This is a genomic window from Streptomyces sp. NPDC087420 (genome assembly GCF_044744165.1).
Taxonomy (GTDB): Bacteria; Actinomycetota; Actinomycetes; order Streptomycetales; family Streptomycetaceae; genus Streptomyces.
This window is the reverse complement of sequence record NZ_JBIUXU010000014.1, coordinates 243940-269483: the sequence shown is the minus strand read 5'-3', so window position 1 is coordinate 269483 and position 25544 is coordinate 243940. Positions and strand designations below refer to the sequence as shown.

Annotated in this window: 21 protein-coding genes; 12 read left to right on the top strand and 9 right to left on the bottom strand. The window is 72.3% G+C overall.

Features of this window, described 5'->3' with window-relative positions:
* Positions 1–23 precede the first annotated feature (23 nt).
* On the bottom strand, positions 24–1547 hold the full coding sequence (eccB, locus tag ACIO1C_RS28760) for a type VII secretion protein EccB (protein WP_401868643.1): 1524 nt from the start codon (positions 1545–1547) through the stop codon (positions 24–26).
* A gap of 183 nt (positions 1548–1730) precedes the next feature.
* Here eccB and eccE point away from each other — a divergent pair, with 183 nt between their 5' ends.
* From eccE to ACIO1C_RS28715, 9 genes are all read left to right on the top strand, one after another.
* Positions 1731–3080, top strand: a complete 1350-nt coding sequence (eccE, locus tag ACIO1C_RS28755; RefSeq protein WP_401868640.1) for a type VII secretion protein EccE — start codon at positions 1731–1733, stop codon at positions 3078–3080.
* Positions 3077–3796, top strand: coding sequence for a hypothetical protein (locus ACIO1C_RS28750; RefSeq protein WP_401868637.1), 720 nt, complete (start codon positions 3077–3079; stop codon positions 3794–3796). Before eccE ends, ACIO1C_RS28750 begins: the two co-directional genes overlap by 4 nt.
* A gap of 132 nt (positions 3797–3928) precedes the next feature.
* Entirely contained in the window at positions 3929–4162 is a 234-nt protein-coding gene (locus ACIO1C_RS28745) for a DUF397 domain-containing protein (protein WP_161306834.1), read from the top strand.
* Between the two features lie 438 nt (positions 4163–4600).
* Positions 4601–7777, top strand: a complete 3177-nt coding sequence (locus ACIO1C_RS28740; RefSeq protein ID WP_401868635.1) for an SCO5717 family growth-regulating ATPase — start codon at positions 4601–4603, stop codon at positions 7775–7777.
* Positions 7778–7975: 198 nt separating this feature from the next.
* The gene (locus ACIO1C_RS28735) at positions 7976–9844 is read left to right on the top strand and encodes an ABC transporter substrate-binding protein (RefSeq protein ID WP_401868633.1); all 1869 of its coding nucleotides are present in this window, start codon (positions 7976–7978) and stop codon (positions 9842–9844) included.
* A gap of 3 nt (positions 9845–9847) precedes the next feature.
* Positions 9848–10924: an ABC transporter permease gene (locus ACIO1C_RS28730; protein ID WP_401868630.1), complete on the top strand. Its 1077-nt coding sequence runs from the start codon at positions 9848–9850 to the stop codon at positions 10922–10924.
* The gene (locus ACIO1C_RS28725) at positions 10921–11862 is read left to right on the top strand and encodes an ABC transporter permease (protein ID WP_401868628.1); all 942 of its coding nucleotides are present in this window, start codon (positions 10921–10923) and stop codon (positions 11860–11862) included. The genes ACIO1C_RS28730 and ACIO1C_RS28725 overlap by 4 nt, the downstream gene beginning before the upstream one ends.
* Positions 11859–12968, top strand: a complete 1110-nt coding sequence (locus tag ACIO1C_RS28720) for an ABC transporter ATP-binding protein (protein WP_401868626.1) — start codon at positions 11859–11861, stop codon at positions 12966–12968. Before ACIO1C_RS28725 ends, ACIO1C_RS28720 begins: the two co-directional genes overlap by 4 nt.
* A gap of 31 nt (positions 12969–12999) precedes the next feature.
* Entirely contained in the window at positions 13000–13995 is a 996-nt protein-coding gene (locus ACIO1C_RS28715) for an ABC transporter ATP-binding protein (protein ID WP_401868623.1), read from the top strand.
* Between the two features lie 474 nt (positions 13996–14469).
* On the opposite strand, the gene ACIO1C_RS28710 is transcribed toward ACIO1C_RS28715, so the two are convergent.
* The 8 genes from ACIO1C_RS28710 to rimP all read right to left on the bottom strand — a co-directional run bounded on the left by ACIO1C_RS28710 (position 14470) and on the right by rimP (position 22999).
* Positions 14470–15414: a bifunctional riboflavin kinase/FAD synthetase gene (locus ACIO1C_RS28710; RefSeq protein ID WP_401868620.1), complete on the bottom strand. Its 945-nt coding sequence runs from the start codon at positions 15412–15414 to the stop codon at positions 14470–14472.
* 310 nt (positions 15415–15724) lie between these two features.
* Positions 15725–16624 carry a tRNA pseudouridine(55) synthase TruB gene (gene truB / locus ACIO1C_RS28705; protein ID WP_401868617.1) on the bottom strand — a complete coding sequence of 300 codons (900 nt, stop codon included), beginning with the start codon at positions 16622–16624 and terminating at the stop codon, positions 15725–15727.
* Positions 16621–17130 (bottom strand): 30S ribosome-binding factor RbfA, encoded by a 510-nt coding sequence (gene rbfA / locus ACIO1C_RS28700; RefSeq protein ID WP_401868614.1) that lies wholly within the window; start codon positions 17128–17130, stop codon positions 16621–16623. Before rbfA ends, truB begins: the two co-directional genes overlap by 4 nt.
* 39 nt (positions 17131–17169) lie before the next feature.
* On the bottom strand, positions 17170–17463 hold the full coding sequence (locus ACIO1C_RS28695; RefSeq protein ID WP_161311733.1) for a DUF503 domain-containing protein: 294 nt from the start codon (positions 17461–17463) through the stop codon (positions 17170–17172).
* Positions 17464–17600: 137 nt separating this feature from the next.
* Positions 17601–20765 carry a translation initiation factor IF-2 gene (infB, locus tag ACIO1C_RS28690; protein WP_401868612.1) on the bottom strand — a complete coding sequence of 1055 codons (3165 nt, stop codon included), beginning with the start codon at positions 20763–20765 and terminating at the stop codon, positions 17601–17603.
* A gap of 182 nt (positions 20766–20947) precedes the next feature.
* The gene (locus tag ACIO1C_RS28685; protein WP_401868713.1) at positions 20948–21238 is read right to left on the bottom strand and encodes a YlxR family protein; all 291 of its coding nucleotides are present in this window, start codon (positions 21236–21238) and stop codon (positions 20948–20950) included.
* Between the two features lie 145 nt (positions 21239–21383).
* The gene (gene nusA, locus ACIO1C_RS28680) at positions 21384–22499 is read right to left on the bottom strand and encodes a transcription termination factor NusA (RefSeq protein ID WP_401868609.1); all 1116 of its coding nucleotides are present in this window, start codon (positions 22497–22499) and stop codon (positions 21384–21386) included.
* 2 nt (positions 22500–22501) lie between these two features.
* A complete protein-coding gene (gene rimP / locus ACIO1C_RS28675) occupies positions 22502–22999 on the bottom strand; it encodes a ribosome maturation factor RimP (protein WP_327234220.1) in 498 nt (165 codons plus the stop codon).
* A 150-nt stretch (positions 23000–23149) separates the two neighbouring features.
* On the opposite strand from rimP, the gene ACIO1C_RS28670 reads away from it, so the two are divergent.
* The 3 genes from ACIO1C_RS28670 to ACIO1C_RS28660 are packed head-to-tail and all read left to right on the top strand — an operon-like array spanning position 23150 to position 24997.
* Complete coding sequence (locus tag ACIO1C_RS28670) at positions 23150–23656, top strand: hypothetical protein (protein WP_401868606.1); 507 nt, start codon at positions 23150–23152, stop codon at positions 23654–23656.
* A complete protein-coding gene (locus ACIO1C_RS28665; protein WP_401868603.1) occupies positions 23653–24075 on the top strand; it encodes a ferritin-like domain-containing protein in 423 nt (140 codons plus the stop codon). The genes ACIO1C_RS28670 and ACIO1C_RS28665 overlap by 4 nt, the downstream gene beginning before the upstream one ends.
* A gap of 19 nt (positions 24076–24094) precedes the next feature.
* A complete protein-coding gene (locus ACIO1C_RS28660) occupies positions 24095–24997 on the top strand; it encodes an aminoglycoside phosphotransferase family protein (protein ID WP_401868600.1) in 903 nt (300 codons plus the stop codon).
* The last annotated feature ends 547 nt before the right edge of the window (positions 24998–25544 follow it).

Below are 25544 nucleotides of genomic sequence, written 5' to 3'. Positions count from 1 at the left end.
GACTCTCGCGCTCACTCTCGCTCTCACGAGCCTTGGATCTGCCGGGCCGCCGCCGTCGACAGCCGGGGCCCCGTCGGCAGGAACGTGGCCCACGCGGCGGGGACGGGCGCCGGGGCGACATCCTTGTAGCCGAGCCGGTTCTGTGCCTGTTGGGCCTCCTGCTGGCGCGCCTGGCGTTCCTGGGCCGTACCCGCTCCGATGCCGGGCTGGTCCCCGGCGCTGTCGCCGTTGGACTGCATGCCGTAACGCAGGCCCGTGTCGGTGACGAGGAAAACAAAACCCGAGGCGGTCGACGACCCCTGGAACTGCCGGAACAGCTGCCCCGACCCGGGGGTGACATACGCGCTGGAGCCGGTGGGCAGCGGCTTCGGGAAGTCGGTGCCGGCCCACGTGCTCAGTGTGGTGGCGCCCTTGGCGCCGTCCACGTCACGCAGCACACTGCACACGGTGTTACGGCTGCCCGCGTCCGTGCCCGCCTCGTTGACGGGGGTCGGGTCGCTCTCCGGCCAGTCCTTGTCCTGTCCGAACGGCTCGCCGGGCTCGATGGCGCCGGGGCTGACCGACGTGGCCCTGCCCGCCTGGCCGACCGTGACCAGTTCCTTGCTGCTGAGGAGGAGCTTCGCCGTGAAGTCCGTGACCGGGGCGACCCGGCCCGGCAGCACCACGTACTGCTGGTTCTTGGAGTTGACGGGGGCGACGAGGACCATGCCCACCTTGTTCGCCTCCTTCGGCAGCAGCGCGCCGGGGGCGTTCGCGTCGGCGCCGGGGGTGCCCGTGATCGCCGGGAAGTCGATGGGTCCGCCCTGGTGCAGGGTCTCCAGCCAGGCGGCCGTGACGCGCTGCGGCTTGCGGTCGGCGCCCACCACCTGGCGCAGGAGCAGTTCGTCCTTCTTCACGCGGTACGCCTTGCCCTCGGCGTCCACGACGTACTGGACCCGGTCCGGGCCCTCGACGTACAGGAGTTCACCGCCGCGCAGGCGGTCCGCCCCCTCGGTCCTGCCCTGTTCGCGCTCGGCGAGGACAAACGCGGCCTTCTGGATGGCCCTGCCGCCCGCGCTGGGCCGTTCGCAGACCGCCCAACGCTTCGCCGCCCCGGCCTCCTTGGCGTCGGGGAGCCGGTCGGGGGCGTAGGGGATGCCGACGGTCGGGCCGTGGGCGAGGTCGCTGCGGTCGATGACCGACTCGCTGACGTTGATGACCTTGCCCTTGTCCTGGTCGAGCAGGAGCTTCGCGGAGGCCATGTTCAGCACCGGGTGCAGCTGCTTCGTCTTCCCGGTCCGCAACACCACATAGCGCGTGGTGGACTTGCTCGCGATGATGACGTTCTCGTTCACCGCGTCCCACTTCTGGGGTGCCACGGGCTTGAACATCCCCCACGCGCCGAAGGCCGCGAGGATCACCACACCGACGATGACACCGGGCAGCACCGCACGCAGCGGACGGGGCGCGCCCTCTTCCGAACCGGTCGAGTTCGGCTGCACGAACTGCGCGATCAGCCTTCGTTTCGCGAAGGTGTAGGCGTTGAGTTCGTCCCGTCGTGATGCCATCTGCCCGCTGTCCCTCTTCCCCCACTGAGCGACCAGGTTCCCTCGTGCACCGGAGGGACCCGTGTGTCGCGCCGGCCCCCTACTATGCATGCTGGCGCTCGTGTCCCACCGCTCAGGTAGGGTGATCGACCGGTCAACGCCCATGGGTGGACGGCAGTTACGGCACGAGGGGGCACGGCGGCGATGAGTACGGCGACGCGCGAGCGCGACGGGCGGAGCAGCACCGCGCGGGTCCCCACTCCGCCCGGCCGACGAGGTGGCAGACGCGCCGAGGCCGGTGCCGTGAGCCCGGCCCCGGGTGTCGCTCCGGCGAGGACAGTACTGCGCACACGCCCCCGCGCCGGCCACCTCGGGCCCTTCCAGCTACGGCAGTTGGTGCTGGTCGAGGCCGCTCTCGCGCTGACGGGGATCGGCCTGGCGCTCGGTGGGCTCTGGCTGGTGCCGGCCGCGACCGTCGCCTGTGTGCTGGTGCTGGTCGCCGTGTCGCGCCGCCGTGGCCACGCCGTACAGGACTGGCTGTCGACGGCTCTCGCGCTGCGTGCGCGCACCCGGCCCGCCGAGCCGTGCGGGCCGGACGTCGACCCCTCGCTCGCGCCCGTGGCGGAGAGTGTGCCGGGATTCCGCCCGTTCACCTACGTCGACCGGAACCGCCGCACGGTCGGGATGCTCGGTGACGGCACGTTCCTGACGGTGGTGGTACGGGTCGAGGCCAGCGGCGACGGGCTGCGCCCGGTGTTCGGCGCGCGCTCGCTGCCGCTCACCCTGCTCGCGGACGCCCTCACGGTGGACGACATCACCCTGGAATCGGTGCAGTTGGTGCAGCAGGTGCGCTCGGCGCCCGCGCCGCACCTGCCCCAGCAGGCCGTGGCCCGGCTCTCGTACGCTCCCCTCCAGGAGCAGACCGGGGCTCCCGCCCTGCGGCTGACCTGGGTGGCGATCAAGCTGGATCCCGAGCTGTGCCGGGAGGCCGTGGACGCGCGCGGCGGTGGGATCGAAGGGGCGCAGCGCTGCCTGGTGCGGGTGGCGGACCATGTCGCGAGCCGGATCACCGGGGCCGGCTTCCGGGCCGTGGTGCTGGACCAGGAAGAGCTCAACTCCACCGTGGCCACCTCGGCCTGCGCCAGCCCCGCCCTGTCGGCCCGCGCGGGCCGGCCGGACGCGTCGGCGCGGCGGCGCACCGCCGAGACGGCGCGTGTCTGGCGGTGTGACGACCGCTGGCACACCACCTACGCCGTGGGCCGCTGGCCCGAGTTGGGGCGCGGGGCCACTCCGCTGCCCAAGCTGGTGGCGCTGCTGACCTCGGCCCCCGCGTACGCCACCACCTTCAGCCTGACCCTGCGCCCCGGCGCGCACCGGGGGACGATGTCGATCGGTGGCCACGTACGGATCACCGGCGGCTCGGACACCGAACTGGTGCGCGTACGGCGGACGTTGGAGCAGGCCGCGCGGCACGCGAAGGTCGGTCTGGTACGGCTGGACCGCGAGCAGCTGCCCGGGGTGCTGGCCACACTGCCTCTGGGAGGCGCGCGATGACCGCTGCCAACGGTACGAAGCGGGGCCTGCGGGGGCTGCGCGGCCCGCACCACGCGGGACACACCATCGCGCTGGACCATCTCGGCGCGCTGTCGCTGCCCGTCGGGGACGACGGTGTGGTGATCGGCGACGACGCCGAGGGCCGCCCGCAGATGGTGGGGTTCCACCGCTCGACACCGTACGACGTCCTGCTGATCGGCGGCCTGTGGACGGCCCAGGTGCTGGCGCTGCGCGCGGCGGCCACCGGCGCGCGGGTCGCGGTCGAGACCGGGCGCGCCCAGGCCTGGACGCTGCTCGCGCAGGCCGCGGGCGCGGGCCTGGACTGCATCACGCTGCACGAGGTCGGCCGGGTGCCGCCGATGGGCGCGACGGTCGGCAGCCCCGTGGTGGTGATCCGGGACTGCGGGATGCGCCCTCCGCGCGGCCGGGTGGTGTCCTCGCCGTGGCAGTCGGTGATGACCCTGCTGCCGTACATGAGCCCGGTGGCACCGCGGTTGATGCGGGGCTCCACGCTGGTGGGCATCCAGCGGGTCTCGCCGCAGGAGGCCGAACAGGTCGGCCGCATTTTGGGCCTGTCGCGCGCCGAGAGCGACGCGCTGCCCACGCTGGCGGACGGCGTCACGCTGTGGTGCGCGGGGCGTGAGCACCACTGGGTGATGACGAGCGGCACGGACGCGGAGACCGGGCTGCTGGGCGTGGCCCGCCGGATGGACTGACCTTCCTACCCGGCCCGCACGCACTGTAATCGTTCCGTCGCGGACGTACGGCGAGTCGTCCTAAGATGCCGGAAGAACCGGAACAGCCGGAAGAGGGCGTCACCGGGCCGTCACCGAAAGGAAGCTTGTCTGATGGGGAGCGCGCAGGAGAAGGACGAGCTGTATGCCCTGGACATCTCTGGCGTCGAGTGGCACAGCGCGCCCGGCACCAGTGCGGACGAGGAGCGCGTCGAGATCGCGTACCTGCCGGAAGGCGCCGTCGCCATGCGTTCGTCCGTGGACCCGGACACCGTGCTGAGGTACACCGAGGCCGAGTGGCGGGCCTTTGTCCTCGGGGCGCGCGACGGGGAGTTCGATCTGCGCTGAGCCCGGTCGACCCGGAGCCGGCGGCGAACAGCAGGTAACAGGTAGGGGCACGCTCCGTCCGGGGCGTGCCCCTCCGGCGTGCGGGGGAGGTACGGGCCGAAGTCGGCTTCGTACGCCCGTTCTGCGCGGGTTCTGCCGCGATCTCCCCGGGACATGTACCGATTTGACCGATCGCTGTACCCTCCCGGGTTCCTTACGTGTTCACTTGGGGGCAGGACGTGACGTACGGGCCGCTCGCCGGCGGACCCGTCCGCCCTGCCGGAGCGACACCGGGGACGATTAGGGTGGGTGAAGGCGCGGGAGGAGAACCGACAGGCACGTATGCCGCGTCGCCGGGTCCTGACAGGGCCCAGGGGGAGAGCCGGGCGGACCGGACACCAGGTACGACCGCCCCCGCCCACCACGGCACAAGGGTGCTCGACCACCTCAGGAGGCAAAGTGAACGGCGATCGGGACGAGATCCGCGGAGGCTGGGACCGGCCGCCCGTGGACGATCAGTCCGACGCGGAGCCCGAGATGACGGGTGAGTTCACCATCGACTACACCCCTCCCGCCTGGTACACGCAGAACGCGCCGGGGGACACGGCCGGTGGCGCCGCGACGGCGGGGCCGCCCGCGCCCGCGTACGACCCGACGCCGCCTCCGCCGCCGGTGGGCGTGCCGGTGGCGGTGCCGGGGCTGCCGACGGGGAGCGGCTTCGAGCCGAACTGGACGATTGCGCCTCCGGCGCCGGGGTCGGGGTCGGGTCCGGGTTCGGGTTCGGCGCCCGAGACACCGCCGACGGGGCCGACGGGCGGGCCTGCGGGCGCGCCGACCGCGACGCCTGGGCCGGTCCCGGCCGGCGATGCGGCTCCGGCCTCCGGTCCTGCTCTGGGCGCCGGCGCGGTCCCGGCCGTCGGGGCTGTGCCGGTTGGCGGTCCGGTGCCGGCCGGCAGTTCCGCCGCCGGTCCGGTCACGGCTGGAGGTCCCGTTCCCGCCTCCGGACCGGTCACGACTCCCGGACCGGTGCCGACCGACGGTCCGGCTTCGGGACCCGGGCCGGATACGGCTGCTGGTCCCGTCCAGACTGACGGCCAGGCCCCGGCCGGCGCTCCAGGCGTCGGCCCGGTCCCGGCCGCCGGTCAGGCCTCTGGGCCCGCGCCAGTGCCCGACACTGGCGCGGACGCCACCCCGGCGGCCCCCGGGGCTCCCGCCGCGGCGGAGCCTTTTGGCGGGGGTGAGGTGGACAGCGGGGCGACGATGCGGTTCTCTCCCGCCGCGCTCAAGCGGGAGTTCGCGGAACGTGACGCGGCGAAGGCCGCCGCGGTCGGGGGCGACGCCGGAGCGCCCGGCGCCGGAGCGCCCGCCACCGCCGCCTCGGACAGCCCGGACAGCCCGGACTCCGCGAACCGCGGCGAATCGGCCGGCGGTACGGACCGGGCCGGGGCCGACGCTCCGGACGCGAGCGCGGGCGAAACGGCACCCGAGGCCGGACCGGAGCATGAAGCCGGTTCCGAGGCCGAGGCCGGCCAGGAGACGCCTGCCGCCGCCACCCCGGCGGACGGTGACGATCCGGCCCCCGCCGCACCGGCACCGCAGGACACTCCCGCAAACTCCGCGCCGGTGAGCGCCGCCCCCGGTCCCCCGGTCCTTGCGCCCGGCCCGCCCTGGTCCCCGCAGACGGCGCAGCCGCCGACCGCCGCAGAGGCGGTCGCACTGCCGCCGCTGCCGCCCGCGTTCCAGCCCGCCGCACCGGCGGCCGCGCCGCAGTGGCCCGTACCGACCCAGCCGCAGCCCCCCGCGCCCCAGCCTCCCTACGGCTGGCCCGCGCAACCGCACCAGGACACCAGCGGCTACGGCTTCCCGCAGCCGGGACGGCCGGGGCAGCCCGGTCCGGCCGCCCAGCAGCCCCCCGCCGCCCCGGGGCCGAACACCCCACCCCTGCCGACGGGTTACGGCTTCCCGCAGCAGGGCCAGCCCGGTCTGGCCGGGCCCGCGGCACCCCAGGCGCCCGCCGCTCCCGGACCGGACGCCCAAGCCCCCCAGGCCGGTTACGGCTTCCCCCAGCAGGGCCAGCCCGGGCAGCCCGGCCCGTACCCGCCCGCACCCGTGCCCCCGCAGGCCGGTTACGGCTTCCCGCACCCCAACTACCCGGCGCAGCCCGGCCCCGTACCCCAGCCGCCCGCGCAGGCGGCTCCGTACATCCCCCCGCAGCAGGTGCACCAGCCCCAGCCGCACCCCCAGCCGACGGGCCCGGGCCAGCAGCCGCCGCACCAGGGCGCGCCTCCCACCGACCCCCGCACCGGGGCCGGTTGGCCGTCCGCCGTGTCGCACGACCACCGTGAGCGGTCCGTGCCGGGCGCGCCGCTCGGCTACACCGCCGCCGTCGAGCTGTCCTCCGACCGGCTCCTGCGCAACAACAAGCCCAAGGCGAAGAGCAGTCGCAATCCGTCCAGCGCCTCCCGCTTCAAGATCGGCGGCAAGGCCGCGGAGGTCGAGCGGCAGCGCAAGCTGGAGCTGATCCGTACACCGGTGCTCTCCTGCTACCGGATCGCGGTCATCAGCCTCAAGGGCGGGGTCGGCAAGACAACCACCACCACCGCCCTGGGGTCCACGCTGGCCACCGAGCGGCAGGACAAGATCCTGGCGATCGACGCCAACCCGGACGCCGGCACGCTCGGCCGCCGGGTGCGGCGCGAGACCGGGGCGACCATCCGCGACCTGGTCCAGGCGATCCCGTACCTCCAGAGCTACATGGACATCCGCCGCTTCACCTCACAGGCGTCGTCCGGCCTTGAGATCATCGCCAACGACGTGGATCCGGCGGTCTCGACGGCGTTCAACGACGAGGACTACCGGCGCGCGATCGAGGTGCTCGGGAAGCAGTACCCGATCATCCTGACGGACTCCGGCACCGGTCTGCTCTACAGCGCGATGCGCGGGGTGCTGGACCTCGCCGACCAGCTGATCATCATCTCGACACCGTCGGTGGACGGCGCCAGCAGCGCCTCCACCACCCTCGACTGGCTGTCCGCGCACGGCTACGCCGATCTGGTGCAGCGCTCCCTCACGGTCATCTCGGGGGTCCGCGAGACCGGAAAGATGATCAAGGTCGACGACATCGTGCAGCACTTCGAGACCCGCTGCCGCGGGGTGGTCGTGGTGCCGTTCGACGAACACCTCGCGGCCGGCGCCGAGGTGGACCTCGACATGATGCGGCCCAAGACGCGCGAGGCGTACTTCCACCTCTCCGCGCTGGTCGCCGAGGACTTCGCACGGGCCCAGCAGGCGCAGGGGCTCTGGACGTCGGACGGCAACAACCCGCCGCCGCAGTACGCGCCGCCGATGCCGGGACCGGGCGGCGGACCGGGGCTGCCGCCGCAGGGGCAGCCGTACCCGCAGCAGCAGCCGTACCCCCAACAGCCCTATCCGCAGCAGCAGTACCCCCCGCAGTACGCCCCACAGCAGCCCCAGCACCAGCAGCCGTACGCCCCACCGGGACAGCAGCCGCCACACCAGGCACCGCAGCAGTCACCTCGGCAACCGCCCCACCCGTCCGAGCCGCAGCAAGGACATCCCGGCGTCCCGCCGAGCTGGCAGCAGCCCCCACAGGCACCGCCAGCGCCTCAGCAGTAAGGCGGCAGAGGTAGATACCAATGAGGGTCCGCTCCTTCTTCGAGGAGCGGACCCTCTTGGTATTCCCGCAGCCCACACGGGGTGTCCGGCCGCCGTTGACGCGGCCGGACGAGCGCTGATAGACCTGCGCTTCACCAGTTGGCGATCCAGAATCCACCCGGCTTCTCCGTGCGAGTGATGACACGAGGTCACCGTCCCATGGTCCACAGCGTTCCCCCACGCCCGACGCGACAGCCCCTGCGGCACTCCTCCCGATTCCGTCTGCTCCTGGCTTCCGGCGCCGTGTGCGGCGCGCTCGTGGCCGGGACCGTGATTCCGTTCAACCCGCTGCTCCCGGCGCCCCAGCAGGCCCAGGCCGCCGACGGCGAAAAGGTGCTCACGGTCGCGGTCAGCCAGAGTGTCGACTCCCTCAGCCCGTTCCTGTCCCAGACGTTGCTCGGTACGACACTTCACCGCCTGACGTACGAGTACCTGACGAACTACGACCCCAAGGACGCGCACACGGTCCCGGGGTTCGCGACGGCGTGGAAGCCGTCGGCGGACAAACTGACGTGGACGTTCACCATCCGCGACGACTCCACGTGGTCCGACGGGCAGAAGGCGACCGCCAAGGACGCCGCCTGGACGTTCAACAAGATGATGACGGACGAGAACGCGGCGACCGCCAACGGCAGTTTCACCTCCAACTTCAAGAAGGTGACCGCCCCGGACCCGCGCACGCTGGTCGTCGAGCTGAACAAGCCGCAGGCCACGATGACCGCGCTCGACGTGCCGATCGTGCCGAAGCACATCTGGGAGAAGGTCGGCGACTTCTCCAAGTTCAACAACGACAAAGAGTTCCCGATCGTCGGCAACGGGCCTTTCATCGTCACGGACTTCAAGGTCGACCAGTACATCAAGCTCAAGCCGAACAAGACCTTCTGGCGCGGTGCGCCCAAGTTCGACGAACTGGTCCTCAAGTACTACAAGGACGGGGACGCCGCCGTCGCCGCGCTGCGCAAGGGCGAGGTCTCGTTCGTCCCCAACCTCACCCCGGCCCAGGCCGCTTCGCTGAAGGCCACCGCCGACATCAAGGTCAACGACGCGCCCGGGCGCCGCTTCTACGCCCTCGCCACCAACCCGGGGGCCCGGTCGAAGGACGGCGAGAAGTTCGGCAACGGCCATCCGGCGCTGCTCGACCCGGCCGTACGGGAAGCCCTCTTCCGGTCCGTCGACCGCAAGACCATCATCGACAAGGTCTTCCAGGGCCACGCGGTGGAGGGCCAGGGCTACATCCCGCCCCGCTTCGCCTCGTACTTCTGGCAGCCCTCGCCCGACCAGGCGCTCGCGTACGACCCGGCCGCCGCGGCCAGGACCCTCGACCGGGCGGGCTACAAGAAGAACAGCTCGGGCAAGCGCGTCGGCAAGGACGGCAAGCCGCTCGACTTCCGCATCCTCTGCCACGCCACCGACCCCAACGACAAGGCCGTCGGCAAGTACCTCCAGGAGTGGTGGGGCGACCTGGGCATCGGGCTGGAGGTCGAGTGCCTCGACAACGTCTCGGACCCCTGGCTCGCCGGTGACTACGACCTGGCCTTCGACGGCTGGTCCGTCAACCCCGATCCCGACTACGTCCTCTCCATTCATACGTGCGACGCGCTGCCCGCCACGCCGAAGGACAGCGGCGCCACCGACAACTTCATCTGTGACAAGACGTACGACGGCCTCTACGCGCGACAGGCCGCCGAGTACGACCCCGCCCGGCGCGCGGAGCTGGTGAAGCAGCTGGAGTCGCGGCTGTACGACACCGGGTACATGAATGTCATGGCCTACCCGAACGCCGTCGAGGCGTACCGTACGGACCAGATCAAGTCGATCACGACGATGCCGGAGGCCGCCGGCAACCTCTGGGGCCAGGACGGCTACTGGAGCTGGTGGTCCGCGGTACCGGCCGCGGGCGGCGGCAGCTCGGACAGTTCGTCCTCCACCGGTGTGGTGATCGGGATCGGAGCCGCCGTGGTACTCGTGGCCGCTCTCGGGCTCTTCGTCGTGATGCGTCGCCGTTCCACCGCGGAAGACCGTGAATAACCCATGAGTACCGCAAGCACCCCCGGTGTGGTGCGGGACGCCGCCGACGGCCCGGGGAAGACCGGGCCGCCGGACGCGGCGGACCGCCGCTCCTCCGGCACCGCGACCGCCTATCTCCTCTACGTGGCGGGCAAGTTGGGCGGTGCGGTCGTCTCCCTGATCGCCGTGCTCGTCACCAGCTTCTTCCTGTTCCGGATCATCCCCGGTGACCCGGTGAAGGCCATGACCCGCGGCGTGCCGACGTCGGCCGAGCAACTGGCCACGATGCGCAGGCAGTTCGGTCTCGACCTGCCCATGTGGCGGCAGTTCACCGACTACTGCGCCAACGCCCTGACCGGCGACCTCGGCACCTCGTACCAGTTCCGCGCGCCGGTCGGTGAGCTGATCGGCGAGAAGCTGCCCGCGACCCTGCTGCTCACGGGGGTCGCCGTGGTGATCTACTCGGCGCTCGGGCTCTGGCTCGGCACCCGCTCCGCCTGGCACAACGGCGGCCTCGGCGACCGGATCAACACAGGCGTGGCGCTGACCCTCTGGTCCGTACCGTCCTTCTGGCTGGGACTGCTCCTGATCATCGTCTTCTCCGTCGGCATCGGCCCGGTCCCCGGGATGTTCCCCACCGGCGGTATGTCGTCGGGCAGTTCGAGCGGCTTCGGGTACGTCACCGACGTGGCCCACCACATGGTGCTGCCCGTCGTGACCCTGGTCGCCGTCGGGTACGCGCAGACGCTCCTGGTCATGCGCTCCTCGCTGCTGGACGAGATGGGCGGCGACTACCTGACGACGGCCCGCGCGAAGGGCCTGCGGGACGATCTCGTACGGCGCCGGCACGCCGTACCCAACGCCCTGCTGCCCACCGTCACGATGGTGTTCATCAACCTGGGCCATGTGGCGGCCGGTTCGATCCTCGTCGAGACGGTCTTCTCCTGGCCGGGGCTCGGCGGTCTCTTCTACCAGGCGCTCAGCGTGCCCGATCTCCCCCTCGTACAGGGCCTGTTCGTCGTCTTCGCCGGCGCGATGATCCTGATGAACCTGCTCGCCGACCTGCTCTATCCGCTGCTCGATCCCCGGGTGGGCCGATGACACTGGAGAAGACCCCTCCGCTCCCCCCGACACCGCGTCCCGCCCTGCCGACCGCGTCCTCCCTCGCCTGGACCCGGCGGCGCGACTCGGTGGCCCGCTTCTGGCGGCAGTACCGTACGCACCGGGCCGGGCTCTTCGGTCTCGCGGCCCTCACACTGATCACCCTGATCGCCCTCCTCGCACCGCTGCTCGTCGGCGACGACGTGCAGAGTGTGACCCACGCGCCCGGGACGGCGCTGGAGTCGCCGAGCGGTGCGTTCCCGCTGGGCACCGACCAGTTCGGGCGGTCGCTCCTCGGCCTGCTCGTCTGGGGCTCCCGCATCTCGCTCACCGTCGGACTGCTGGCGGCCGCCCTGTCCGTCGCCATCGGGACGCTGGTCGGCATCATCGCGGGGCACTACGGGCGGTGGTACTCGACCGTCATCATGCGGATCACCGACTGGTTCCTGGTGATGCCCACACTGGTCCTCGCGATCGTGCTGGCCACCGTGATGTCCCGGTCCATCTGGACCGTCATCCTGGCGATCGGTGTGACCAGCTGGCCGACGACGGCACGGCTCGTACGGGCGCAGACCATCGCGGTCGAGTCCCGGCCGTACATCGAGCGGGCCCGGGCACTGGGCGGCGGCCACCGGCACATCATGACGCGCCATGTGCTGCCCAACGTCATGCCGTTGGTGCTCGCGCAGACCACACTCGGCATCTCCACCGCGATCCTCACCGAGGCCACCCTGGCCTTCCTGGGGCTCGGCGACCCCACCGTCGTCTCCTGGGGCGGCCTGCTCCAGGACGCGCGGGAGGCGGGCGCCGTCTCCTCCGGGCACTGGTGGTACCTCGCGCCGCCCGGCATCGCGATCGCGTGTGTCGCGCTCGCCTTCACACTCTGCGGCCGGACCGTCGAGGCCGTGCTCAACCCCAAGCTAGGGGCACCCCGTTGACGACGCCGCCGACACCGCCGACACCGCCGACACCACCCACACCGCCCACACCGCCCACACCGACAGCACCCGCTCCTTCGCCCACCCTCCTGGAGATCAAGGATCTCCATGTCACCTACGCCTCCGGCGCGGCGGCCCTGCGCGGCGTCGACCTGACCGTCGGGGCCGGTACGAAGCTCGGCATCGCCGGCGAGTCCGGCTGCGGCAAGTCCACCTTGGCGCTGGCACTGCTGCGCCTGCTGCCCGCCTCGGCGAAACTGACCGGCGAGATCCTCCTCGACGGCGAGGACGTCCTCACGATGAAGTGGGGGCGGCTGCGCGCCGTGCGGTGGGCGGGGGCGTCGATCGTGTTCCAGGGCGCGATGCACTCGCTCAACGCGGTGCACCGGATCGGCGACCAGATCGCCGAACCGGTGGTGCTGCACCAGCACGCCACCCCTGCCGCGGCCCGCCGCCGGGCCGCCGCCCTGCTCGAACAGGTCGGGCTGCCGGCGGCCCGCGCGGGCGCCTACCCGCACGAACTCTCCGGCGGACAGCGCCAGCGGGTGATGATCGCGATGGCCCTGGCGTGCGATCCCCGGCTGATCGTCGCCGACGAGCCGACCACCGCGCTGGACGTGATGATCCAGGCGCAGATCCTGCGGCTCATCGAGGGGCTCGTCGCCGAGCAGGGCATCAGCCTGCTGATGATCAGCCACGACCTGACGGTCCTCGCGGACACCTGCGACCGGCTCGCGGTGATGTACGCGGGGCGCGTCGTGGAGGAGGGCCCGGCGCGGGCGGTGTACGACGCGGCGGAGCACCCGTACGGGCGCGCGCTGTCCGCCGCGTTCCCCCGCATCGGCGACCCGGCCTCCCGGCGGGCGCCGCGCGGACTGCCCGGCGACCCGCCGGACCCCTCGGCGCTGCCGGGCGGCTGTACGTTCCATCCGCGCTGCCCGGTCGCGCTGGACGCGTGCGCGGACGACGATCCCGTGCTGCGGGAGGCGGGGCCTGGCCGCCGGGCGGCGTGCGTGCACGTGTCGCCGGGGCGTGCGTCCGGCGCCGCCGCCTCCGCGGACTCCGCCGCGACCGACTCCGACGATGCCGCCGCCGACCTGGCATGAGGCGGTCCCACGGCCTCCTGAGGAGCCACTCATGACCACCACCACGGTCCCTTTGCTCTCGGCCACCGACCTGCACGTCACCTTCCCCGGGCGGCGCGGCGGGGCGCCCGCACGCGCGGTCGACGGGGTCGATCTCGACATCGCCCCCGGGGAGATCGTGGCCCTGGTCGGCGAGTCCGGCTGCGGCAAGACGACGCTGGCGCGCACCCTGCTGGGTCTGGTGCCGCCCACGTCCGGGCGCGTCACCTTCGCGGGCGAGACCCTCACCCACACGTCGCGCGCGCTCAAGGCGTACCGCAAGCGGGTCCAACTGGTCCTCCAGGACCCCAGCGGCTCCCTCAACCCACGCCACACCGTGTACGACGCGGTGGCGGAGGGTCTGCGGATCCACGGGTACGCGGGTGACGAACGCGAAGCCGTCGCCTCGGCGCTGTCCCGTGCGGGGCTGCGGCCGCCGGAGCGGTTCTTCCTCCGCTACCCGCACGAGCTGTCCGGGGGCCAGCGGCAGCGCGTCGTGATCGCGGGCGCGCTGGTCCTCGAACCCGAACTCCTCGTCGCGGACGAGCCGGTGGCGTCCCTGGACGCGTCCGTACGGGGCGAGATCCTGGCGCTGCTGCTGTCGCTGCGGGACGAACTGGGCCTCTCCGCGTTGGTCGTGACGCACGACCTGGGGTTGGCGTGGAACATCGCGGACCGGGTGGCGGTCATGTACCTGGGCCGCATCGTGGAGACCGGGCCGGTGGAGGAGGTCCTGACGTCGCCCCAGCACCCGTACACGCGGGCGTTGTTGTCCGTCCTCCCGGACTCCCCCGGCGCCCCGGTCGTCCTCACGGGCGAGCCCCCGGACCCGTCCCGGATCCCTGCGGGGTGCCGTTTCCACGCGCGTTGCCAGGTCCTGGCGTCGGGCGAGGCGGACGCGGCGGGCGTCGCGGACGCGTGTCGTACGACTGCGTTGCCGGTGCTGTCTGGGGCGACGTCTACGCAGGTGGCGTGTCATGCGGTTCGCCCGGTGTCCGGTGCGGGTTAATGATTGTCCTCAATCGCCGGACGGGCTTGATTTGTCGTGGTGACGGGGGGCGGGGCCTCCGGAGGCACGTATGTCCGGACTGCATGTTTTACGTCGCGTTCAACCGGTCCAATTAGCAACGATCGCCATGCGACACAAAACACGCTCTACGTCCGGACACACGCACCTCCTCCGACCCCGCCCCCCTCACGCCGGACGGGACAGTGACGACCCCGCCCGCACCGGAGCGGGCCGGGTAGTGGCGCGGGCCTGGGAGGGGGACGGGCAGGGGTCGTGTCCGGAACGTAGAGCGTGTTTTGTGTCGCATGGCGATCGTCACGTAATTCGGAGTTGTTGAACGCGACGTAAAACATGCAGTGCAGGACACGGCCCCTGCCCGGCCCCCGGCAACGACCCGCAGCCGAAAACGCGGCCCGCAGCGGGCAAAATCAAGCCTGTCCGGCGATTGAGGACAAAAGCCGGCCGCCAGGCCAACTACACCGCGTCCAACAGCTCGCGCGCTCGCTTCACGTCGTCACCGATCGCCACCAACAACCCCTCGATCGACTCGAACTTCTGCTGCCCCCGCACATACGACAAGAAGTCCACCGTCACATGCAGCCCGTACAGATCCAGGCCCACACGATCGATCGCATACGCCTCGACCGTACGTTCCGTCCCGTCGAACTGCGGGTTCGTACCCACCGAGATCGCCGCCGGCATCCGCTCACCCGCCGCCGTCAGCCACCCCGCGTACACCCCGTCCGCGGGAATCGCCGTGTGCGGCAGCGTCTCCACGTTCGCCGTCGGGTAGCCCAGCTCGCGTCCCCGCTGCGCGCCCCGTACGACGATGCCCTCGACGCGGTGCGGGCGGCCCAGGATCTCCGCCGCGCCCGCCACGTCGCCCTCGGTGACCAGCCGGCGCGTCAGGGTGGAGGAGAACGGCTCGCCGCCCCCCGCCTCCCCGGTGACGTACAGGTCGACGACCTCGACCTCGTAGTCGTACGTCGCCCCCAGCTCCGAGAGCACCGCGACATTCCCCGCCGCCCGGTGCCCGAAGCGGAAGTTCGGGCCCTCGATGACCGCCAACGCGTGCAACTTGTCGACCAGGACCTTCACGATGAAGTCGGCCGGGGAAAGCTTCGAGAACGCCACGGTGAAGGGCAGGATCAGCAGCGCGTCCACCCCCAGCTCCGCCATCAGCTCCGCGCGCCGGTGGTGCGGTGCGAGCAGCGGCGGGTGGCTGCCGGGGCGCACGACCTCGCTGGGGTGCGGGTCGAAGGTCACGACGACCGACGGCACCCCCAGCTCGCGCGCCCGCTCCACGGCCCGGCCGATGATCAGCTGGTGTCCCCGGTGCACCCCGTCGTAGGAGCCGATGGTGACGACGCTGCGCCCCCAGTCCTGGGGGATGTCCTCCAAGCCACGCCAGCGCTGCACTGTGACCGCTCCTCGCCCGAAACTGTGTACGTGATTGCCGGATTACGCAGCTCTAAGACTGCCATGCCCGGGGCCCGCCCCCCGCATCGGCACCGGCGTCCGGAGGTCCGCCCGGCACCCTCCCGGGGAGAACGCGCCCCCCGGTGCACCCGTCGCGCACCCCACGCGCCCCGCCGAAGGGGTGATGCGGGGGTCCGAGATGGATAGACCCCTTCCGGGAGGGGGATCGTGGGGCGGCCGGGCGTGCCCGGGCGCCCCACGGTATGGCCGGCATGAGGGGGAGAAGGGCCCACGCACGGCCGCCCAAGCCTCAGGCGAAGACCGCGAGGCTCTTCGCCTTGCCCTGCTGGTCCTCCACCAGCGCCAGGAGCCGCCCGTCGGGCCCGAACACCGCGACCGCTCCCGTGCCGTACTCCGGTATGTCGAGCCGCACCCCGTTGAGCAGCAGCTTCGCGCGCCGTTCGTCCACGTCCCAGCGCGGGAACGCCGCCGCGGCGGCGTCCGCGACGGGCATGACGGTCAGCTCCTCCTGGAGCTGGTCGAGCGTCCTCGCCGCGTCCAGGGCGTAGGGACCCACCCGGGTCCTGCGCAGCGCGGTGAGGTGGCCGCCGACCCCCAGCCCCGCTCCCAGGTCGCGGGCGAGGGCGCGGATGTACGTCCCCGAGGAGCAGACGACGGAGACGACGAGGTCCACGACGGGCGTGCCGTCCCCGGCCACGGCCTCGCGCACGTCGTACACCCGGAACGAGGAGACGGTCACCGGGCGGGCCGGGATCTCGAACTCCTCGCCGCCGCGCACGCGCGCGTACGACCGCTTGCCGTTGATCTTGATGGCGCTGACCTTGGACGGCACCTGCATCAGGGGTCCGGTGAGGGCCGCGACCCCCGCGTCGATGCCCTCACGGGTGACCGCCGACGCGTCGGTGGACGAGAGGATCTCGCCCTCCGCGTCGTCCGTGACGGTGTCCTGACCCAGCCGGATCGTGCCCAGGTACTCCTTCTCGGTCAGCGCGAGGTGCCCGAGGAGCTTCGTGGCCCGTTCCACGCCGAGGACGAGGACACCGGTCGCCATGGGGTCGAGCGTGCCGGCGTGGCCGACGCGTCGGGTCCTGGCGATCCCGCGCATCTTGGCGACGACGTCGTGCGAAGTGAAACCCGACGGCTTGTCCACGATGACAAGTCCGTCGGGTGTGGGGGTCTGGTCAGTCATTCCTTGGTGGAGCCGTCCTCGTCGGTGGCGGTGGAGGTGTCGGCGGCAGCGTCGGCGTCGGCGGCGCTGTCGGCGTCCTCGTCATCGTCTTCCGGCTTGCGGTACGGGTCCGCGCCGGCCGCGTACGTCTTGCCGGTCGACACCTCCCGTACCTCCGCGTCCTTCGCCCGCGCCTTGTTGAGGAGGTCCTCTATGGTGCGGGCGTTGTCCGGGAGCGCGTCCGGGACGAAGGCCAGCGTCGGGGTGAAGCGGACCCCGGTCTGCCGGCCCACCTCGGAGCGCAGCACGCCCTTGGCGCTCTCCAGGGCCGCCGCGGACGCCGCGCGCTCCTCGTCGTCGCCGTAGACCGTGTAGAAGACCGTGGCCTCCCGCAGGTCGCCGGTGACGCGGGCGTCCGTGATGGTCACGAAGCCGAGTCGGGGGTCCTTGATTCGCCGGTCCAGGGTCTCCGCGACCACGACCTGGATGCGATCGGCCAGCTTGCGGGCCCGCGCGTTGTCGGTCACCGGTCCGTCACTCTTCCTATCGGTTCTCTGGTGTACAAGTCAGTCTTCGTCGCCGTACAGCCGCCGTCGTACCGACAGCAGCTCCACCTCCGGGTGCCCGGCGACCATGCGTTCGCACCGGTCGAGGACGTCCCTGAGATGGGTCCAGTCCCCCGACACCACCGCCAGGCCGATCTCGGTCCTGCGATGGACGTCCTGGTCACCGGTCTCCGCCGCGCTCACCGCGAACTTCCGCTGGAGCTCGGCGACGATCGGCCGGACGACGGAGCGTTTCTCCTTCAACGACCGTACGTCGCCGAGAAGCAGATCGAAGGACAGAGTCCCCACGTACATGCGTATCCGGATGTCCCGCCGGTGCGGGTTCAGACGCCTGCCAACGCTTGGCAGGGACGTTCAGAACCGTAACGCAGCGGCCGGGGCCGGTCGACGGAAATATCTCCCGCCGACCGGCCCCGGCTACCAGCTGCGAATCAGCCTCGCGGCTTCTCGCGCATCTCGTACGTCGCGATGACGTCGTCGATCTTGATGTCGTTGAAGTTCCCGAGGTTGATACCGCCCTCGAAGCCTTCGCGGATCTCGGTGACGTCGTCCTTGAAGCGGCGCAGACCCTGGATGTTGAGGTCCTCCGCGATGACCTTGCCGTCGCGGACGAGCCGGGCCTTGGTGTTGCGCTTGACCTCGCCGGACCGGATGAGAACACCCGCGATGTTGCCGAGCTTGGACGAGCGGAAGACCTCGCGGATCTCCGCCGTACCCAGCTCGACCTCTTCGAACTCCGGCTTGAGCATGCCCTTGAGGGCCGCTTCGATCTCTTCGATCGCCTGGTAGATGACCGAGTAGTACCGGACGTCCACCCCTTCGCGCTCGGCCATCTGCGCGGCACGCCCGGCGGCGCGCACGTTGAAGCCGATCACGATGGCGTCGGAGCCCATCGCCAGGTCGATGTCCGACTCGGTGACCGCACCCACACCGCGGTGCAGGACCCGGATGTCGACCTCGTCGCCGACGTCGAGCTGGAGCAGCGAGGACTCGAGAGCCTCCACCGAACCGGACGCGTCGCCCTTGATGATGAGGTTGAGTTCCTGCACCAGGCCGGCCTTGAGGGCCTCGTCCAGGTTCTCCAGGGAGAACCGGATGCCCCTGCGGGCGAAGGCCGCGTTCCGCTCACGGGCGGCACGCTTCTCGGCGATCTGCCGGGCGGTGCGGTCGTCGTCGACGACCAGGAAGTTGTCACCGGCACCGGGGACGTTGGTGAGTCCCAGGACGAGGACGGGGGTCGACGGTGTCGCCACGTCCACGTTGTCGCCGTTGTCGTCGAGCATCGCCCGGACACGTCCGTACGCGTCACCGGCGACCATCGTGTCACCGACGCGGAGCGTTCCGCGCTGGACGAGCACGGTGGCGACGGCGCCACGGCCACGGTCGAGGTGGGCCTCGATCGCGATGCCCTGCGCGTCCTGCTCCGGGTTGGCCCGCAGGTCGAGCGAGGCGTCGGCCGTGAGGATCACGGCCTCCAGCAGGCTGTCGATGTTCAGACCCTGCTTGGCGGAGATGTCGACGAACATGGTGTCGCCGCCGTACTCCTCGGCCACCAGCCCGAATTCGGTGAGCTGTCCGCGCACCTTGGTCGGGTCGGCGCCCTCGACGTCGATCTTGTTGACCGCGACCACGATCGGCACGTCGGCCGCCTTGGCGTGGTTCAGCGCCTCGATCGTCTGGGGCATCACACCGTCGTTGGCCGCGACCACGAGGATCGCGATGTCGGTGGACTTCGCACCGCGGGCACGCATGGCGGTGAACGCCTCGTGGCCGGGGGTGTCGATGAAGGTGATCCTGCGCTCTTCACCGTTGACCTCGGTGGCGACCTGGTACGCGCCGATGTGCTGCGTGATACCGCCGGCCTCGCCCGCGACGACGTTCGTCTTGCGGATCGCGTCCAGCAGCCGGGTCTTACCGTGGTCGACGTGACCCATGACGGTGACGACCGGCGGACGGGACACGAGGAACTCCTCGCCGCCCTCGTCCTCGCCGAACTCGATGTCGAAGGACTCGAGAAGCTCGCGGTCCTCCTCCTCCGGGCTGACGATCTCCAGCACGTAGTTCATCTCGGTGGCGAGGACCTGGAGGGTCTCGTCGGAGACGGACTGCGTGGCGGTGACCATCTCGCCGAGGTTCATCATCACGGCGACGAGCGACGCCGGGTTGGCGTTGATCTTCTCCGCGAAGTCGGTGAGCGACGCACCGCGCGACAGCCGGACACTCTGGCCGTTGCCACGGGGCAGCATCACACCGCCGACGGACGGGGCCTGCATGGCCTCGTACTCCTGGCGCCTCTGCCGCTTCGACTTGCGGCCACGGCGGGCGGGCCCGCCGGGACGGCCGAACGCGCCCTGTGTGCCACCACGGCCACCGGGACCGCCGGGACGGCCGCCGAAGCCGGGACGGCCTCCGCCGCCACCGCCGAAGCCACCGCCGCCACCGGGACGACCCGGGGCACCGCCGCCGCCACCGGGGCGTCCGGCGAAGCCGCCGCCACCACCGGGACCGGCCGGACGGCCCGCGAAGCCGCCGCCACCGGGACGACCGCCGCCACCGCCGGCACCGGCCGGACGGCCGGGACCACCGGGACCGCGGCCACCGCCGCCGGGACCACCACCGGGACGAGGACCGGCAGCGGGACGCTGCGGCATCATGCCCGGGTTGGGACGGTTACCACCGGGGCCGCCGCTAGGCGCGCCACCGGGGCGTGCCGACTGCTGCGGCCGGGGCATGCCGCCGGGGGACGGACGACCGGACTGGCCGGGTCCGCCCTGCGGACGGGGGCCACCCTGGCCGGCGCCACCCTGCGGGCGCGGGGCGCCGCCGGGGGCTCCGGCACCGCCGGGGCGAGGCGCGCCGCCGGGACGGGGCGTCTGCGGACGCGCCATGCCGGTGGAGCCACCTGAGGTGAAGGGGTTGTTGCCCGGACGCGGGCCCGCGGGGCGGGCACCGGGACGCGGGGCCTGGCCGGGACGGGCGCCCGTGGGGCGGCCACCCTGACGCTGATCGCCCTGACGGTCCGCCGGACGCTCGTTCTGGCGCTGCTCACCCTGGCGCTGCTCGCCCTGACCGCCCGAGGGACGGGTGGCGGGACGGGGGCCGGGGGTCGCTCCGGGACGCTGCTGTGCCGCGGCCGGGGCCGACGGGGGCGCGGTGAACTCCGGGACGGCCGGCGCGGGCTTGGCGGCCGCGGCGGGCCGCGGCGCGGCCGGAGCGGGCGTCGCGGGGGCCGGCGGACGGGGTCCGGGGGCCGGTGCGGCGGACGCGGGGGGCGTGCTGCTCTTGGGGGCCTCGGCGACAACCGGCTTGGGAGCCGGGACACCGGGCTTGGGGGCGGCGGGACGCGCCGCCTGGGCCGGCGAGGGTGCGCCGGGCTTCGCGGGGGCGGCCTTGCGGGGCGCTCCCGGCTTCGCGGGGGCCTTGCCGGCGTTGCCGCCGGGGCCCTGCAATGCGTCGGTCAGTTTACGTACAACCGGCGCCTCGATCGTCGAGGACGCCGAACGGACGAATTCACCGAGTTCTTGGAGCTTGGCCATGACGACCTTGCTCTCAACCCCGAACTCCTTGGCGAGTTCGTATACCCGGACCTTAGCCACTTCGCTCCTTTTAGGTCCGGGTTACCGCCGGACCGTCGCTACTTCATGGGCGTACTCATCGCGTACTCATCGAGTGCTCATCGCAATCTCGACCTACTTCCAACTCGCGAGGTACCTGAACCGCACGGGGTTCCGTGCCGTACGTCTTCCTGCAGTGCCGTTTCCTACCGGCAGTGCCGTTCCTACTGAGCCGCCGTCGCCGTACGGGCTTCGACGGCCCTGCGCAGCTCCGCGCTGTCGAACGGTCCCTGGACCTTGAAGGCCCGGGAAAACGCCCTACGGCGGACTGCCAGGTCCAGACAGACCAAGGCGGGGTGCACATACGCACCCCGGCCGGGCAGCGTACCGCGTTGATCGGGAACACATTGTTCTCCGCTCAGCACGATGCGCAGCAGATCGTTCTTGGCCACTCGCTCCCGGCACCCCACGCATGTTCGCTCAGGGCAGGCTCGGGCGTTCGTCCGGCCAGACACGTTCAAGTCTACCTCCCCGCACCGACCTCACCCCTCCGGGCCAGGATCCGAACGCCCGCCGACGGGCAACTCTGACCGAAAAGATCTCCCGGTGCCGTCCCAGGGCCGGGGAGATCTTCCGGTCCAGCCTCTGCTCCGGTCCGGTCTAGGGCCGGCTCCGGTCGCCGCCGCGGTCCGCGGTACGGCCGCGCTCCCGGTCCCGGTCGGGTCCGCCGTCACGCTCGCGGTCCCAGTCGCCGCCGCGGTCGCGGCCCCGGTCGGTCTCGGCGTCGCTCTCGCTCGGCTCCTCCGTGTCCGGCCGGATGTCGATGCGCCAGCCGGTGAGACGGGCGGCCAGGCGGGCGTTCTGCCCTTCCTTGCCGATCGCCAGGGACAGCTGGTAGTCCGGCACGGTCACCCGCGCCGAGCGGGCGCCGAGGTCGACGACCTCGACCTTGCTGACCCGGGCGGGCGACAGGGCGTTGGCCACCATCTCCGCCGGATCGTCCGACCAGTCCACGATGTCGATCTTCTCGCCGAGCAGTTCGGCCATGACATTGCGGACCCGGGCGCCCATCGGGCCGATGCAGGCGCCCTTGGCATTGAGACCGGATCGTGTCGACCGGACGGCGATCTTCGTACGGTGGCCGGCCTCGCGGGCGATCGCCTCGATCACGACGGAGCCGTCGGCGATCTCGGGGACCTCCAGCGCGAAGAGCTTGCGCACGAGGTTGGGGTGCGTACGGGACAGCGTGACCGAAGGCCCGCGTACCCCCTTGACCACACGGACGACGTACGTGCGCAGCCGCAGGCCGTGGGTGTACTGCTCGCCCGGGACCTGCTCCTGTACGGGGAGGATGGCCTCCATCTTGTCGTCCAGCCGGACCAAAACGTTCTTGGGGTCCTTGCCCTGCTGGACCATGCCGGCGACCACATCGCCCTCGCGGCGCGCGTACTCGCCGAAGGTGACGTCGTTCTCGGCGTCCCGCAGCCGCTGCTGGATGACCTGGCGGGCGGTGGTGGCGGCGATCCGGCCGAAGTCCGACGGGGTGTCGTCGAACTCCCTGGCCTCCTGCCCCTCCTCCAGGTCCGCCGGGTCCTCCTTGGCCCACACCGTGACGTGGCCGTTCTCCCGGCTCAGCACGACCCGGGCCTGGCGGCGGCTGCCGTCGGTGCGGTGGTACGCGATGAGGAGGGCCGACTCGATCGCCTCGACCAGCAGGTCGAAGGCGATCTCCTTCTCCTGCGCCAAGCCCTTCAGGAGCTTCACATCGATGTCCACGGCTACGCCTCCTCTTCCTTCTTGTCCTTGCGGTTGAACTCGAGCTCCACGCGCGCCTTGGCGATCCGCGCGAACTCGGCGCGCCGGGCGGTGGGCTTGCGCCCCTTCACACCGGGCACTTCGAGGTCGAGTCCTTCGTCGTCCACGGTGAGGATGCGGGCGACGAACTCGTCGCCCTCGTCCAGCTGGAACCGGGCGAGCCTGCCGACGGCGCGCACGTAGTGGCGGCGCTCGGTCAGCGGTCGCTCGGCACCCGGGGAGGTCACCTCGAGCTGGTACTCGCCCTCGCCCATGGCGTCGGTCTCGTCGAGCTCGTCGGAGATGTCACGGCTCAGCTCGGCGCACGCGTCGAGGTCCACGCCCTCGTCGGAGTCGACCACGACCCTCAGCACACGACGCCGGCCGGCCCGGGCCACCTCGACCTCTTCCAGATCGAGGTCCTTCGCGCTGACGAGCGGCTCCAGCAGTACGCGCAGCCTCTCGCTCTCGGTGGTGCTCATCCGGGTGACTCCTCGGCCGCGTGTGCTGTTGTGGGATCGTCGTGTGTCAGATCAAAGGGTATCCGGTCCCGGGGGGTGTTGCCGTCCACCGGAGGGTGACCCGCGGGTACGCTCGCCTGCGGTGATCATCGCGAGCCCGAGGAGAGACGCGTGGGGCGCACGGGGACAACACGCAGGCATGCCCTCATCGCCGGAGGAGCGGGGCTGCTGACCGCCTGCTCCTCGGAGGGTCCCGGCCCCGCGGCGGTGAAGAAGGCGGACGACACCCGGCGCCTGCGCGCCGCGCGGGACAGCCGGGCACTGCTGGTCGAGTACGACGCGGTCCTGGACCGGCACCCCGACCTGGCGGGCGCGCTGACGCCGCTGCGTACGGCGGTGGCCGCGCACGTGAGGGCGCTCACCCCGGCCACGCCCTCCCCTCCTCCCGCCCCCTCGTCCTCTCCCCCCTCGGCGTCCGCGACGGCGGCGGGGGCGCTCGCGATCGCGGACGATCCCGCCGACGCGGTGAAGACGCTGGCCGCGGCGGAGCGCCGTACCGCCGACGCGCACTCCGCCGCGCTGCTGGACGCCCCGCCCGAACTGGCCCGTCTCCTCGCCTCGCTCGCCGCGGCCGGCGCCGCGCACGTCTATCTGCTGACGAAAGGTTCCGTCTCGTGAGCACCGGCACGCTGGACGCGACGCAGGCGGCCCTGGCGGCGGAGCACGCCGCCGTGTACGGGTACGGGATCGTCGGCGCCCGGGTGGGCGAGGACCGCGGCGCCGAGGCCACCGCCGCGTACGCCGCGCACCGGGCCCGCCGGGACGCGCTCGCCAGGACCGTGCGTGACCTGGGCGGTGAGCCCGCCGTGGCGGCGGCCGCGTACGCTCTGCCGTTCGCGGTCCCCGACCGGGCCGCGGCCGTCCGGCTCGCCGCCGAGCTGGAGGACCGGGTCGCGGACGTCTACTCCGACCTGGTCCGGGCCTCGGAGGGCCCCGCGCGGCGGGAGGCCGCGGGCGCGCTCCGGGAGGCGGCGGTACGGGCGGTCCGCTGGCGCGGCAGCGGCGTGACCTTTCCCGGGCTCGCCGAGCGACGCTGAGAGCTGACGAAAGGTACGTATGGCTTTCGCTTCTGAACCGCCGGAACGCCTGGTCCGCACGCTGGGCGAGACGTACGGCGACCGGGCCGCCGCCTGGCTGGCCGGGCTGCCCGCGCTGGCGGCCGAGGCCGTGACGTACCACGGGCTGACCGTGGAGCGGGTGGTGGAGCCGGGCGGGCGCAGCGGTCTGGTGCTGCTGGTACGGCGTTCCGACGGCTCCCCCGCGACGCTGAAGATCGTCCCGCCCTTCGCCGCGCCCTCCCTGGAACAGGCGGCGCTGGCGCGGTGGAAGGGCTGGGGGGCGGCGGAGCTGCTGGACACCACCGACACTTCGCTGCTGCTGGAGCGGCTGCATCCGGAGATGTCCCTGCGCTCGCTGCCGGAGGCGAAGTCGCTGCTGGAGGCGGCGGACACGGTACGGAAGCTGTGGGTCGCGCCGCCGCCGGAACACGGCTTCGAGTCGGTGGCGGACCGGACCGCGCGCCAGGCGTCGGCGATGCGGGCGGCCGCGGCGGCGGACGTGGGGCTGGCCCCGCTGATCACGGCGGCGCTCGCGGCCCGCGACGAGCTGTGCGCGTCGGCGACGGAGACGCTGCTGCTGCACGGCGCGTTCCGGCAGGGCAAGGTGCTGGCGGGCGACCGGTCGCCGTGGCTGGCGGTCGGCCCGGAGCCGCTGACCGGGGAGCGCGCGTACGACTTGGCGCGGTTGGCGCGGGACCGGGTGGAGGACCTGGTGGCGGCGGCCCCGGGCGCCTCGTCGACACGCCGCCGTGTCCGCCGGCTGGCGGAGTCCCTGGACATGGATCAGGACCGGCTGCGGGGCTGGGCGCTGTTCCGTGCGGTGGAGTCGGGCACGCGTGCGCTGGCGCTGGGGCATCGCCCGAACGCGGAGGTCTTGCTGGAGTACGCGAGCTGGCTGTAGCGCGGCCCCGAACGCGCGTGGGGTCCAGCTGGACGGAGCGGGCCGCCCTGTTCCCGCCCGCGCTCGTTGCGCGCGTTTGTCCTCAATCGCCGGACGGGCTTGAGTGTGCGCTCAGCGCCGATCGCCCCTGCGGGCGCGAAGGGCCCAGCGGGATCAAAGTCTCCAGCGACGCCGGCTACCACCGGCGGGGCTGATGCCCGGAAGGCACACCAAGCCCCGCCGGCGATCGAGGCGCGGGGGCCCAGGGACAGAGCCCCCGAAGCGGGTGCGCGGGCCGAGTGCCGGAGCAGCCCCGGGGAAGTCCCGAAACGGGGCTCGGCACCACCGGACGGGGCTCATGCCCGGAGGACACACCAAGCCCCGCCGGCGATCGAGGCGCGGGGGCCCGGGGGCAGAGCCCCCGAAGCAGGTACGCCAGCGGAGCCCCGAAACCGGACTCAACACCCCCGGACGGGGCTCATGCCCGAAGGGCACACCAAGCCCCGCCGGCGATTGAGGCGCGGGGGTCCGGGGGCGGAGCCCCCGAAGCGGGTGCGGGCTGCGGCCC

Bases quoted from the DNA above. Each gene is read 5' to 3' on its own strand.
- eccE (WP_401868640.1), top strand. From the start codon at position 1,731: ATGAGTACGGCGACGCGCGAGCGCGACGGGCGGAGCAGCACCGCGCGG.
- ACIO1C_RS28745 (WP_161306834.1), top strand. From the start codon at position 3,929: ATGGGGAGCGCGCAGGAGAAGGACGAGCTGTATGCCCTGGACATCTCT.
- ACIO1C_RS28735 (WP_401868633.1), top strand. From the start codon at position 7,976: ATGGTCCACAGCGTTCCCCCACGCCCGACGCGACAGCCCCTGCGGCAC.
- ACIO1C_RS28695 (WP_161311733.1), bottom strand. From the start codon at position 17,463: ATGTACGTGGGGACTCTGTCCTTCGATCTGCTTCTCGGCGACGTACGG.
- ACIO1C_RS28730 (WP_401868630.1), top strand. From the start codon at position 9,848: ATGAGTACCGCAAGCACCCCCGGTGTGGTGCGGGACGCCGCCGACGGC.
- ACIO1C_RS28660 (WP_401868600.1), top strand. From the start codon at position 24,095: ATGGCTTTCGCTTCTGAACCGCCGGAACGCCTGGTCCGCACGCTGGGC.
- ACIO1C_RS28750 (WP_401868637.1), top strand. From the start codon at position 3,077: ATGACCGCTGCCAACGGTACGAAGCGGGGCCTGCGGGGGCTGCGCGGC.
- eccB (WP_401868643.1), bottom strand. From the start codon at position 1,547: ATGGCATCACGACGGGACGAACTCAACGCCTACACCTTCGCGAAACGA.
- truB (WP_401868617.1), bottom strand. From the start codon at position 16,624: ATGACTGACCAGACCCCCACACCCGACGGACTTGTCATCGTGGACAAG.
- rimP (WP_327234220.1), bottom strand. From the start codon at position 22,999: ATGAGCACCACCGAGAGCGAGAGGCTGCGCGTACTGCTGGAGCCGCTC.
- ACIO1C_RS28725 (WP_401868628.1), top strand. From the start codon at position 10,921: ATGACACTGGAGAAGACCCCTCCGCTCCCCCCGACACCGCGTCCCGCC.
- ACIO1C_RS28715 (WP_401868623.1), top strand. From the start codon at position 13,000: ATGACCACCACCACGGTCCCTTTGCTCTCGGCCACCGACCTGCACGTC.